Consider the following 13,292-nt stretch of genomic DNA (forward strand, 5'->3'; position numbering starts at 1 on the left):
AGCACAGATCAGCACATCATGCAGGGTGACTATGTGTGTTTGTAAACGCCTGTAGATTTGGAAAGACTGTTGCGCTCAGTTCAAAAGGCGCTGCTTCTCATCCACTGCAAACCTGAGGCTGGATGGATGCTAGGGTTGATTAAAATCCTATTTCAACACACTTAAAAGCATTGACACATATGGCTATAAACAACCAATATTGGTTGTTTATAGCCATTTTTATGGTTGTTAGTAGCCAGTGTTTCAGTGAGATGATTTTATTGCTGGTGCCATAACTCAATGAATACAAACGCTTGGATTGATGTGGGTGCTAGGCATGAAACTTGATAGGACATAGCACCGGAAAAATAAAAACTCACCGGCTTATAACAAATCATCGGAAGGAAAATCTATGCCTATTAGAGAGAGTTTCAAGCTAAGCGCGATTGCGGTCCTAGTGGCCAATGTCTGTGCGCTGACTGCTGTGCATGCAGCAGACAATGACGCATTGACCACAGATAAAGTGAATGTAGTGGGAACTACTCCATTGCCATCCCTGGGTTTGCCACTTGAGCAGGTGCCTGCTGGCATTCAGTTGATTACTGGGCCACAACTCAAAAAGCAGCGTAGCGTCACAATTGCTGACTACCTGTTGAATAATATTCCTGGCGTTAACGTTAACGACACGCAGAACAACCCTTTCCAGCCTGATATCAATTTCCGTGGCTATTCTGCTTCGCCTTTGCTGGGTACGCCTCAGGGCCTGTCGGTATTTGTAGATGGTGTACGTGTGAACGAGCCGTTTGGTGATGTGGTCAGCTGGGATCTGATCCCGGTCAACGCGATTGCCAATATGTCCTTGATTCCAGGTTCCAACCCCCTGTTCGGTTGAACACGCTGGGCGGTGCGCTGTCCTTGCAAACCAAGAGTGGTCGTGACAACCAAGGCGGTGCGCTGGAAGCGTCCGTAGGTTCATGGGGCCGTAAAACTGGTTCTGCTGAATTTGGTGGAGTTTCCCAGGATGGTTCGGTGGATTACTTTGTTGCTGCCAACTCCTTCCGTGAAGATGGCTGGCGTGATCATTCTCCTACCGATGTTAGGCAGCTCTTTGCCAAGGTGGGTTGGCAAAACGAAACCAGCAAGCTGGACCTGAGCTATACCGGGGCTGACAACGACATGATTGGCAACGGCCTGACCCCATCGGAAATGCTGCGTACCCTGGGCCGCAAAACCATTCTGACCCGCCCTGACCAAACGCGTAACACCTTGTCCTTCCTTAACCTGACAGGTGCGCACTGGTTTAACAGCGATGTCATGCTGAGTGGCAACGTGTACTACCGTAGCTCCAACACCCGTACCCTGAATGGTGACGGTAACGACGATGTGGATGATCAGGAATATCAGGCTGACTGTACAGGCAGCAATGAAGCTGAAGATGAATGCGGTGGCGCATTGAATCGTAGCCGTGCGCGCAAGACTGGTTATGGTTTCACCACACAGCTGAGCTTCAATCAAGACCTGATGGCCTACAAAAACCAATTCATCGTTGGCCTAGGCTATGACCATAGCAAGACTCGTTTCAGCCAGTTCACCGAATACGGCAATCTTACCGATAGCCGTGGCGTGACAGGTGTTGGCTTGTTCAATGAGGAAGACGAACAAGTCAAACTCACAGGCAAGACCAAGACCTGGAGCGTATTCGCCACTGATACCCTGTCACTGAGCGAACTCTGGCACCTGACTCTGTCTGCCCGTTACAACCACACCAAGGTAGACAATCTGGATCACATCACCCCAGCGGATGATGAAGAAACCCTGACTGGTAAGCACTCCTTTAACCGTATCAACCCTGCCATTGGCCTGAACTTCACGCCGACCAAGGATTTGACGGTTTACGGTTCTTACAACGAAGGTAGCCGTGCGCCAACCTCGATTGAGCTGGGCTGTGCCAACCTGCTGTACCTTGCAAACTGCCTAACGCCATGGCGGGTGACCCACCATTGAAGCAGGTGGTAGCCAAGACCTATGAGGCAGGTGTACGTGGCAAGTTCAGCGAAGATATCCGCTGGTCTGCCAGTGCCTATCGTGCGCAGAACACTGATGACATCCAGTTCGTCTACGCCAATGCTTCCAATGGCATGGGTTACTTCGATAACGTGGGCAAGACCCGCCGTGTGGGTATTGATACCAACTTGGCAGGTAATGTTGGCAACTTCAACTGGATGGTGGGCTATAGCTACATCAAGGCCACTTATCAGAGCAACTTTGATCTCGTTAACGAGGTGAATACTTCCCGAGTAGAAATTGGTGAAGATGCTGGCGGTGATGATGTTGAAGGTATCAATGTACGCAAGGGTAACCGCATGGTCGGTATTCCTTCCCATCAGTTCAAGTTCCGTGGCGAATATGCCATCACACCGAAGTGGAGCGTAGGCACCAACATCATTGCGTTCTCTGACCAATATGCACGTGGTAATGAGAACAACAAGGATCAAGGTGAAGGCGCCAAGCTGGGTGGTTATGCCGTGGTTAATCTGGATACCCGTTACAACTTCGGGAATGGTTGGCAGCTGTTTGCCAAGGCCATCAACATCTTTGACCGTGAGTACAGCAGTGGCGGCATGATTGGTGAGTCCTTCTTCAGTGCCAGCGGTATTTACGATAATGGCGAAGATCACCGTGCCAGCCTTCGCGCTCCAGGTGCACCACGTGCAGGTTGGGTAGGCGTGCGTTGGGAATTTGGCGGTCCTAAAAACGTCGCTTCCAACTAAACCTTAAAAGATCTCCACCATGCAAACACCAGACTATATGCAAGACACCAAGCTCAAGCCCACAGTGGCCGGGCCCAAGGTGAGGGTGTTGCTGGTGGAGGATGAAGTGATTTTTGCCCGCGCTGTGGCCAAGCGGCTGCAGCAAGCGGGCTATGATTGCGAACATGCAGAAACCCTGGCGGACGGGCGTGAGCTTGCCCGCCAATTCAATCCGGACCTGGCCTTGCTGGACATGCGTTTGCCTGATGGCAATGGCCTGGATCTGCTTCCCGAATTTGTTACACGGGGCGTCTCGGTGATCTCCATGACGGCGCACGGCGAAGTGGCCGATGCGGTGCATGCGATGAAGCTGGGCGCGACCGATTATCTGAAAAAACCGGTAGACCTGGAAGAGCTGCTGCTCACCATAGAAAAAGCCCAGGCTGCCACCAAACTCAAGCACCATTTGGATTACTCGCGCCAGCGTAATACCCATGCCACAGAAGGCGTGGAGTTGCTGGGCGACAGCCCTGCCATGAGCAGTGCCAGGGCGCAGATTGAACGTTTTGCCCAACTGGTGGCATTTTCCGATGCCATTCCACCCACGGTATTGATTCAGGGGGAAACGGGGACTGGTAAGGATGTGGCGGCACGCTTGCTGCATTTATCTTGCGCCAATAGTGATAGGCCTTTTGTCCATGTCGATTGCGCCTCTTTGCCAGCTGAACTGATAGAGAGTGAATTGTTTGGCCATGAAAAAGGTGCGTTCACCAGTGCCCAAGGCTCACGCTTCGGCCTCATAGAAGCGGCCGAAGACGGTACTTTATTCCTAGATGAAATTGGCGAATTGCCCTTGGCGCTACAGGCCAAGTTGCTGAACGTGCTGGAACGCCGCATGGTGCGGCGTTTGGGCGCAACCAAGGAACATCCGGTGCTGGCGCGTTTTGTTGCCGCTACCAATCGAGACTTGCATCAGATGGTGCTGGAAGGGCGTTTCCGGTCAGACCTGTTTTACCGCCTGAATGTGTTGACCATGAATATGCCGCCGCTACGTGAACGCGGTGATGATGTGCTATTGCTGGCCAGACATTTTGCTGCGCAGACCGAGCGCCGCTATGGTCTGGAACCAAGACCGTTTTCTGTGGATGCGGCGCGCATGATTCGCCACTATGGCTGGCCAGGCAATGTGCGCGAACTCAAGCACCAGATCAGCCGCGCGGTGTTGCTGAGCCGTGAAAGCCAGATCATGCCGCAAGACCTGGCGCTGCCGGGCATGAGTATTTCTCCGGTGGAAATGATCCGTGAGCCGGACAGCGGTGTCACGCTGGATACTGCCGAGAAAATGCTGATAGAAAATGCCTTGCGCCAATCCGGCAACAATGTCTCCGAGGCGGCACGCCAGCTAGGCATTACGCGCATGGCCATGCGCTATCGCATGGAGCGTCATGGCATCAAACCTTGATGCACTCACGACTATTGGCGACATGAAATTAGGCTTAAGGGTTTAGCGATGGCGTGAGGCCATTGTCCAGCCTGAATACTCGCTGTTTTTCAAGTTTATGCTGCACCATCCATAGCATCAAACTTGCCTCAACATTTTGCACAAAATCTGCTTTCCCCCTTCTGCATTTAAGGCTGAGCCCAGGCGGCACTAGCTTGCTCGTGGTATCATTGCCAGCGTTTTCCACGCCATTACTCCCGGAGTTTTCATGAAGATCGGTACCCCTTTAAGCCCTGTTGCAACACGTGTCATGCTGCTGGGCAGCGGGGAGCTAGGCAAGGAAGTCATCATTGCCTTGCAACGCCTGGGTGTAGAAGTCATTGCGGTGGACCGCTATGCGGATGCGCCCGGCCATCAGGTGGCGCACAGGGCGCATGTGATTGATATGACAGACCCTGACGCTTTGCGCGCCTTGATTGCGCAAGAACAGCCGCATTTGATCGTGCCTGAAATCGAAGCGCTGAATACCGCCTTGCTCGCGGAAATTGAAGCTGCCGGGCAAACCCGCGTGATCCCCACGGTCAAGGCCGTGCAACTGACCATGAACCGTGAAGGCATACGCAGGCTAGCGGCAGAAGAGCTGCAATTGCCAACCTCGCCTTATGCTTTTGCGCATAGTCAGCAAGAATTACAGGCCGCCATAGAAGGCGGCATAGGCTATCCCTGCTTTATCAAACCCACCATGTCATCTTCAGGTAAGGGGCAGTCGCGCATTACCGGGCCTGAGCAGATTGCTGCGGCCTGGGAATATGCTGCAACCGCAGGCCGCGTGAATCAGGGCGTGGTGATTGTTGAAGGCCAGATTGCCTTTGATTACGAGATTACCCTGCTGACCGTGCGCGCCCTCAATGCGCAAGGCGAAATTGAAACCAGCTTCTGTGCGCCTATCGGCCACTTGCAACAACAGGGCGATTACATTGAGAGCTGGCAACCCCAGCCCATGCAGCCTGTGGCATTGCAGCGTGCCCAGGAGATTGCCCGCAAAGTGACAGATAGCCTGGGTGGCCTGGGCCTGTTTGGCGTGGAGTTATTTGTGAAGGGGGATGAGGTATGGTTCTCTGAAGTCAGCCCGCGCCCGCATGATACTGGCATGGTGACCATGGGCAGTCAGCGTTTCAGCGAATTTGACCTGCATGCACGTGCCATTCTTGGCTTGCCAGTCAATGTGGCATTGAGCAAGCCAGGCGCCAGCGCTGTCATTTATGGTGGTTTGGATAGCCAGCAACTGGTGTTCTCGGGCATAGAGCAGGCATTGGCGGTGCCAGAGTCTGATATACGCCTGTTTGGCAAGCCTGAGTCTTTCCTGCGCCGTCGTATGGGGGTGGCCTTGGCGACAGGCGATGATGTTGAGCAGGCGCGTGAGCGCGCTCGCTTGGCTGCCAGCCTGGTCAAGACGGCGGATGGTCTCTGAGATGCTGGACAAGATAGGCGAACCCGGCAGCAGCAAAGCCACCTTGTTTGAACTGATAGGCGGCACGGACAACATCCGCGCCCTGGTGGAGCGTTTCTACGACATCATGGATAGCGATCCGCGCGCGGCAGAGCTGCGTGCCGTACATACCGCGGATTTAAGCTCCGCACGCGAAAAGCTATTCATGTTTCTTTCTGGCTGGACCGGTGGGCCGCAACTCTATATTGAGCGCTATGGTCATCCACGGCTGCGCATGCGCCATATGCCTTTCCCCGTTGATGAGGCGGCACGCGATCAATGGATGTATTGCATGATCAAGGCCATGCACGATACGGGTGTGGATGAAGCGGTGATTGAGAAGATGGGTGCAGCCTTGTGGGGCGTGGCGGACTTCATGCGCAATCGGGAAGGATGAAGGCAGTAAATGGTGCTGGCTTGTAGCGGCCCCTAACAACTAAAAAGGCGCCAGAGGCGCCTTTTTCATTTCTTGCTCTAGCCGCCGTACTAGCGGCTGCTCTGAGAGCTGACCTTTGCTGGAATTATTGCTTGCGCAATAAGCCACCAAGCAAGGCTGCAATTTCCTTCTTGGGTTTGTTGCTGTCACGACGTTGCTCGCTTTTTGGCAGTGGCGCGTCGCTTGAGGCTTCATAAGGCTGGAAGAACCATTCATCCTCTGGCTTGCGTGCTGGCTTACGCTGGCGCGGGGCTGGTGCTGCACTGTCAGCGCGCGGTTCAGAACGTAATCTGCCACGCGGCTCACGAGAGCCTTCATTGCGTGAAGATGATTCACGACGGCTAGGCGCGGCGGCTTGTTCCTTGGGAATTTCACGCTTGATCAGCTTTTCGATTTCCTTTAGGAATTTTTCTTCCTCCGGGGAAACCAGCGAGATAGCCACGCCAGAGGCGCCGGCACGGCCAGTACGGCCTATGCGATGCACATAGTCTTCCGCAGCGCTGGGTAGCTCGTAGTTGATCACCATGGGCAGTTGGTCGATATCCAGACCGCGTGCCGCCACATCAGTGGCGACCAGGGCAGTGATGGTGCCTTGCTTGAAAGCATCCAGTGCCTGGATACGCTCCAGCTGGCTTTTATCGCCATGAATGGCACCAGCGGCAATACCTTCACGTTCCAAATGGCGTGCCAGGCGACTGGCTGAGAGCTTGGTCTTGGTAAAGACGATAACTTGGGTGGCTTCTTTGCGTAGCAGATCAGCCAGCACAGTTTGTTTGTGCTCGCTGTCTACCAGCAGAATCTTTTGTGTCACATTTTCCGAGGTGGCGTTGCTGCGTGCCACTTCGATCAATGTGGGATTGCTAAGAAAATCTTCCGACAGCTTCTTGATATCGTTAGAGAAGGTGGCGGAGAACATCAGGTTTTGGCGCTTTTTGGGCAATAAAGCCAGAATGCGCTTGAGGTCGGGCATAAAGCCCATGTCCAGCATGCGATCCGCTTCATCCAGCACCAGCATCTGTACCTGGCCCAGCTGTACCGTGCGTTGTTCTACATGGTCCAGCAGACGGCCAGGCGTGGCGACGAGGACTTCCACGCCGCGCATCAGGTGCGGGGTTTGCGTTTTGATATCCACACCACCAAAGACAACCAGTGAACGCAGTGCCGTGTGCTTGGCATAGGCTTTAACACTTTCTTCCACCTGTATGGCCAGTTCACGTGTAGGCGTCAGGATCAAGGCCCGCACTGGGTGCCGGGCTGGTGATGCGCTGGTGCTCGCGAGTGGTAGCAGTTTCTGCAACAGGGGCAGGGTAAAGGCCGCGGTCTTGCCGGTGCCAGTCTGCGCGCCTGCCATCAGATCTCCCCCCGCCAAGGCAATGGGTATTGCCTGCGCTTGCACGGGGGTAGGTGTCGTATAACCTGACTCATCCAGCGCCTTGAGCAATTCGGGCGCCAGTTGGAGCGAGGCAAAGCTGATAGTGTCTGTATTCACGTTGTCTTTTTTAGTGTGTTTACAAAAAGTAATGACTATTAAGCGAAGCTGCGTGGGCGGCGTGCTGGGCGGTCACCATCATGACGCTTGGCGTCGCCACCACGGTTGCCATCAGGGCGGCCACTGGCAGCGCGATCACCGAAAGAGCGGCCTTCACCACGGTTGCCGTTACCATTGCCATAACCCTGGCCACGTGACTTGAAGCCGCCACCATTGCCACCTGGGCGTTGACCGCCAGGACGGCCACTGCGTGGCTTGTCGTTACGATCAGTGCGAGGCGCTGGGCGCTTAGGCTCCAGACCTTCAATCACGGAGATTTCCAGACGCTGGCCAGTGTATTGCTCGATCTTGCGCAGTTGGTGCCTATCGATATGGGAAGCAAAAGACAGCGCAGTGCCGGTGTTGCCAGCGCGGCCAGTACGGCCAATGCGGTGTACATAGTCTTCAGCAAACTTAGGCAAGTCGTAGTTGATGACGTGGGTAATGCCGTGAACGTCAATACCACGCGCAGCAACATCAGTCGCCACCAGTACGCGTACATCACCGTGACGCAGCTTGGTCAGGGTGCGGTTACGTGCGCCCTGGGTCATGTCGCCATGCAATGCAGCAGACTTGTGACCAGCAGCGTAGAGGTCTTCAGCCAGCAGGTCAGCGTGACGCTTGGTGGAGGTGAACACGATAGCCTGGTTCACTTCTGGGGCAATCAAGAGATGCTCCAGCAGCTTGTTCTTGTGTGCCATGTCATCGACAAACAGCAGTTTCTGTTCGATATTGGCGTGCTTTTCCTTCACTGCGGCGATTTGCAGAACCTTGGGGTTCTTCAGCAGGGTCTTGGCGATGTTGGCAATCTGGCCTTCAAAGGTAGCAGAGAACATCAGGGTCTGACGCTCGCCAGGCAAGGCAGCAGAAATGCGCTCGATATCAGGCATGAAACCCATGTCCAGCATGCGGTCAGCTTCATCCAGAATCAGCATTTGCAGACGGGACATATCAATACGGCCACGTTCCATGTGATCCAGCAGGCGGCCTGGGGTTGCCACCAGGATGTCCAGCGGTTGGGACAGCAGCTTGTTTTGCAGTGGGTAAGGCATGCCACCCACAATGCTCACGGTGCGTGCGCGCAGGAACTTGCCGTACTTACGGGCAGCTTCATTAACCTGAGCCGCCAGTTCGCGGGTTGGGGTCAATACTAATATACGTGGGCCACGGCTCTTGGCTGGGTGAGGGGTTGCCAGCAGGTTAAGTGCGGGCAGGGTAAAGGCAGCGGTCTTGCCTGTGCCGGTCTGGGCAGAGGCCATGATGTCGTTGCCAGCCAGGACTTCAGGAATTGCCTGAGCCTGTACAGGTGTAGGGGTGGTGTAACCAGCCTCGGCAAGTGCACGCAGGATGGCAGGATTGAGGTTTAAACTTTCAAAAGACACAAATTTCCCTTTCAAGGATAAAGCGGGAGAGACATTGCATCTTTGCAACGTCTCAAAAGGGCGCAAGCAGCCATAGATATATTGCTGACGAGCAATATTCAGGCGCAATGACTAAATGAATTCAATTCTTTAGCATTCTTACCGGCGCACGGGCATAGCCACTAACCGGTAACAAATGCAAGAGAGCCGCAAAAACTACACTGGGCTTCGAGAGGCTAGGGCGATGAATCATCAATTCGCTATGAATTGAATCAGCCGCGCAGTATATAGCTTGTCCTTAATTTGTCAAAGGTTTTATGCGAGGTTTTAATAAATCTTGTGTTAAAATCGCGCACTTTTTCGCCAATAGAGTAATTACACATGTCGCGCGCCCTTCGTAATATCGCCATCATCGCTCACGTCGATCATGGCAAGACCACCATGGTGGACAAACTTCTGCAGCAAGCTGGCACTTTTGCCTCCCACCAACAGGTGGCTGAACGCGTCATGGACTCTGGCGATATTGAAAAGGAACGTGGCATCACGATCCTGGCCAAGAACACCGCCGTGAACTATGAAGGTACACATATCAACATCGTTGATACACCAGGACACGCCGACTTCGGTGGTGAAGTGGAACGCGTACTGGGCATGGTGGATGGCGTGGTGCTGCTGGTTGATGCGGTTGAAGGCCCAATGCCGCAAACCCGCTTTGTGACCAAGAAGGCACTGGCCCTGGGTCTGCGTCCTATCGTTGTGATCAACAAGGTAGATAGACCAGGTGCTCGTACGGACTGGGTGATCAACCAGACTTTCGATCTGTTTGCCAACCTCGGTGCTACCGATGAGCAACTGGACTTCCCAGTAGTTTATGCATCCGCACTGAATGGTTTTGCCACGCTGGACATGAGCAAGCCTTCAGATAATATGCGTCCGCTGTTTGATACCGTGCTGAGCCACGTAGCGCCACCTGCTGGTGACAGCAATGCGCCTCTGCAATTGCAGATCTCCGCACTGGACTACTCTACTTATACTGGCCGCCTGGGTGTTGGTCGTGTACGCAATGGTCGCATCAAGCCAGGTCAAGTCGTTACCGTAATGAAGGGTGACGAGCAAGTAGCGCAAGGCCGTATCAACCAAGTGCTGGGCTTCCGTGGTCTGGAGCGTGTGCAGGTTGAAGAAGCCGAAGCTGGCGATATCGTCATTATTTCCGGTATTGAAGAAATCGGTATTGGCGTAACGGTTGCTGACCGTGAAAATCCAGTTGGCTTGCCTATCCTGGCAGTGGATGAACCTACCCTGACCATGGACTTCATGGTAAACACCTCGCCATTGGCGGGTACTGAAGGTAAGTTTGTGACCAGCCGTCAGATTCGTGACCGCTTGACCAAAGAATTGCTGATCAACGTGGCATTGCGCGTTGAAGATACTGCCGATGCGGATATCTTCCGTGTTTCTGGCCGTGGCGAATTGCACTTGACCATCCTGCTGGAAAACATGCGTCGTGAAGGTTATGAAATTGCCGTGGGTAAGCCACGTGTGGTTTACCGCGAAATTGATGGCCAGAAGTGTGAGCCATATGAAATTCTGACGGTTGACCTGGAAGATGATTGTCAGGGTGCCGTGATGGAAGAACTGGGTCGTCGTCGTGGCGAACTGCAGAACATGGAATCTGACGGTAATGGCCGTACCCGCCTGGAATACAAGATTCCAGCGCGTGGCCTGATCGGTTTCCAAAGCGAATTCCTCACCATGACCCGTGGTACTGGTCTGATGGCGCACATCTTTGATGAATACGCGCCTGTGAAGGCTGATATGCCTGGCCGTCGTAACGGCGTGCTGATTTCCTCCGAGCAAGGCGATGCCGTAGCTTACGCTTTGTGGAAGCTGCAAGACCGTGGTCGTATGTTCGCAGTTCCTGGCGACAAACTGTACGAAGGCATGATCATCGGCATACACAGCCGTGACAATGACCTGGTGGTTAACCCGATCAAGGGTAAGCAACTGACCAACGTGCGTGCTTCCGGTACCGATGAAGCCGTGCGTCTGATCCCGCCTGTGCAGTTAACCCTGGAATCTGCAGTTGAATTTATTGATGATGATGAACTGGTGGAAATTACCCCCAAGAACATCCGTATCCGTAAGCGTCACCTGCTGGAACACGAGCGCAAGCGCGCTTCCAAGGACTAAACCTGTCTGATTCAGGATAAGTTAACAAAGCCCCGGTATACCGGGGCTTTTTTTGCGCCCAACTTTTGCTGTGCGCTAGCAGCTGAATCGGCTGTTTAGGATTTGCCTACCTCGATGTACAGGATTTTTTCCCAGACCTATTGCCAATCCCGCAAGCCTTCATGCAGAATGCCATTTAATATACTGTATGGTATATAAACTGCACCCGCCAAGCGGGGTAGATAGCTGTCCTCAGAACAGCAATGCATATAATGGATGATGGGATGGTGGCATGAAACAAGGTATGCAAGCGGCCAGGCAACCTGGTCAAGGTGAAGTCCATGCGTTGTTCAATCTATACAATACTGGTCAGTTACCCGCAGCAGAGTTGAAGGCAAAAAGCCTGCTCAAGCAATATCCAGGTGCCCTGGTGGTTTACAACGTGCTGGGGGTTGCCTTGGAAGGGCAGCGCAAGTTTGAGGAGGCTGCCGAAACTTACCGCAAGGCCCTGGCGCTTAATCCTTCCATTTCAGAAATGCATTTCAACCTGGGTTCCGTTCTGGCACAACTCGGGCGCGATAGTGAGGCAATTGCCTCTTACAAGCGCGCCATCGCCATCAGCCCTGGTCTGGCTGTAGCCCATTTCAACCTTGCCAGCTTGTTGCAGCGCCGCAATCTGCTGGATGAAGCCATAGAGCATTACCGACAGGCGGTAGTGATAGAGCCAGGGTTTTTTGAAGCCTATGGCAGCCTGGGCACCGCCATGCAGCAGCAGGGGCATCTGGATGATGCCATTGCCTGCTATCGGCAGGCCTTGGCAATATCTGACCATGCGCTAGGGCATTTCAACCTCGCCACCGCCTTGCGTGATCGCGGTGCCCTGGAGCAAGCGGTTGCCCATTATCGTCAGGCTATCGTGTTGCAGCCCAATTACGCGGATGCCTACAACAATCTGGGAGAAGTATTCCGCGACCAGGGCAATATGGAGCAGGCCGTGGCTTGCTATCAGCAAGCGCTATCACAGCAGCCTAACCACCAGGCTGCGGCTTTCAATATGGCGCAGTTTCTTTATGACGCCCAACGTTTTGCCGAGGCTATCCCGTATTTCCAGTCTTCCCAGTTGGAGGATTGGCAGGAGCGGGTGCTGTATTGTTTATATAAATCCGGCCAGTACGAGGCCTTCAAGCAGCGCTTGCAGCCTTTGCTGGCGCAGGCTGAACATGTTTCGCCTTTCCTCGCCACCTTATCTGCGCACTATGCAGCCAACTTCAATCAGACCGATGGCTATCGCTTCTGCCGTACGCCTGTAGATTATGTCTTCCATCGCAGTATTGCGCCTCTGGCTGAGGGCAACAGTGCCTTGCTGGCCAATCTGCTGCAGGATATAGACCTGACCGATATCGCCGAGCGCAGGCAGGGCAGGTTGTATAACGGCATGCAGTCTGCGGGTAATTTATTCAAGCGCAAGGAGGCTTCGTTCAGGGATTTGGCGCAATTGATCGTTGAGCAAGTGCAGGCCTATGGAGAGCACTTTGCTGGGCAGGATTGTGACCTAGTGCGCTTTTTCCCCGAGGATATTGAGTTTGCCAGCTCCTGGTACGTGCGCATGCGCCAGGGTGGGCATCTAACCTCGCATATCCATGAAATCGGCTGGCTGAGCGGCTGTGTTTATCTGGCACTGCCGCAAGAGGTGCCTGGGCGACATGATGGCAGTATAGAGTTCAGCACCCATGGCGATGATTATCCCAAGATGCATGATGATTTCCCGGTCAAGACCATACGTCCTGCGGTGGGCGATATCGTGCTGTTCCCATCTTCCTTGTTCCATCGCACCATTCCCTTCCATTCCGAGGAAGAGCGTATTTGCATCGCCTTTGATATCAAGCCCGCCAGCCGTTTTGCCAAGGCAGCGCTTAGTTTGGATAGCATGAAAGTGATGCTGCTGGGCGCAGTGAATCTACTGGTAGCTGAGTTGGTCGAAGTGACTGCTTGGTCACTGCGCGTGATGGTGTAGCCAATGGCTGATGCTGCTTAGCTTTGTCATGTTTTTATGACATGACATTGCTGGATGCTTAAACCCCTATCCAGAAATTAGACCGCTGGGCTTGCGTTGCAAGCCCACAGTTTTTTTAGCGGCCA

10 protein-coding genes are annotated in these 13,292 nt (G+C 53.7%); 8 read left to right on the forward strand and 2 right to left on the reverse strand.

The features are described from left to right. The first annotated feature begins 391 nt into the window (after positions 1 to 391). The 6 genes from JCM2850_RS24040 to JCM2850_RS12145 all read left to right on the forward strand — a co-directional run bounded on the left by JCM2850_RS24040 (position 392) and on the right by JCM2850_RS12145 (position 6,056). Positions 392 to 871 carry a TonB-dependent receptor plug domain-containing protein gene (locus JCM2850_RS24040; RefSeq protein ID WP_369384890.1) on the forward strand — a complete coding sequence of 160 codons (480 nt, stop codon included), beginning with the start codon at positions 392 to 394 and terminating at the stop codon, positions 869 to 871. A gap of 23 nt (positions 872 to 894) precedes the next feature. After that, positions 895 to 1,983, forward strand: a complete 1,089-nt coding sequence (locus JCM2850_RS24045) for a TonB-dependent receptor (RefSeq protein ID WP_369384891.1) — start codon at positions 895 to 897, stop codon at positions 1,981 to 1,983. Further along, positions 1,962 to 2,750, forward strand: a complete 789-nt coding sequence (locus tag JCM2850_RS24050) for a TonB-dependent receptor domain-containing protein (protein WP_369384892.1) — start codon at positions 1,962 to 1,964, stop codon at positions 2,748 to 2,750. Before JCM2850_RS24045 ends, JCM2850_RS24050 begins: the two co-directional genes overlap by 22 nt. 37 nt (positions 2,751 to 2,787) lie before the next feature. Beyond that, positions 2,788 to 4,191: a sigma-54-dependent transcriptional regulator gene (locus JCM2850_RS12130; RefSeq protein ID WP_036266118.1), complete on the forward strand. Its 1,404-nt coding sequence runs from the start codon at positions 2,788 to 2,790 to the stop codon at positions 4,189 to 4,191. A 247-nt stretch (positions 4,192 to 4,438) separates the two neighbouring features. After that, the gene (gene purT, locus JCM2850_RS12140) at positions 4,439 to 5,641 is read left to right on the forward strand and encodes a formate-dependent phosphoribosylglycinamide formyltransferase (protein WP_025872133.1); all 1,203 of its coding nucleotides are present in this window, start codon (positions 4,439 to 4,441) and stop codon (positions 5,639 to 5,641) included. Position 5,642: 1 nt separating this feature from the next. Continuing rightward, the gene (locus JCM2850_RS12145; RefSeq protein WP_025872135.1) at positions 5,643 to 6,056 is read left to right on the forward strand and encodes a group II truncated hemoglobin; all 414 of its coding nucleotides are present in this window, start codon (positions 5,643 to 5,645) and stop codon (positions 6,054 to 6,056) included. Positions 6,057 to 6,180: 124 nt separating this feature from the next. Here JCM2850_RS12145 and JCM2850_RS12150 read toward each other — a convergent pair whose 3' ends face one another. Both JCM2850_RS12150 and JCM2850_RS12155 read right to left on the reverse strand, forming a co-directional pair. Beyond that, the gene (locus JCM2850_RS12150) at positions 6,181 to 7,584 is read right to left on the reverse strand and encodes a DEAD/DEAH box helicase (protein ID WP_025872137.1); all 1,404 of its coding nucleotides are present in this window, start codon (positions 7,582 to 7,584) and stop codon (positions 6,181 to 6,183) included. Positions 7,585 to 7,622: 38 nt separating this feature from the next. Further along, positions 7,623 to 9,005 (reverse strand): DEAD/DEAH box helicase, encoded by a 1,383-nt coding sequence (locus tag JCM2850_RS12155; RefSeq protein ID WP_025872139.1) that lies wholly within the window; start codon positions 9,003 to 9,005, stop codon positions 7,623 to 7,625. A 360-nt stretch (positions 9,006 to 9,365) separates the two neighbouring features. Between JCM2850_RS12155 and typA the strand changes: the two genes are divergently transcribed. Further along, positions 9,366 to 11,174 carry a translational GTPase TypA gene (gene typA / locus JCM2850_RS12160; RefSeq protein WP_025872141.1) on the forward strand — a complete coding sequence of 603 codons (1,809 nt, stop codon included), beginning with the start codon at positions 9,366 to 9,368 and terminating at the stop codon, positions 11,172 to 11,174. A gap of 271 nt (positions 11,175 to 11,445) precedes the next feature. Further along, entirely contained in the window at positions 11,446 to 13,167 is a 1,722-nt protein-coding gene (locus JCM2850_RS12165) for a tetratricopeptide repeat protein (RefSeq protein WP_025872143.1), read from the forward strand. Positions 13,168 to 13,292: the final 125 nt, after the last annotated feature.

The sequence above is a fragment of the Methylobacillus glycogenes JCM 2850 genome, assembly GCF_000617925.1.
GTDB lineage: Bacteria > Pseudomonadota > Gammaproteobacteria > Burkholderiales > Methylophilaceae > Methylobacillus > Methylobacillus glycogenes.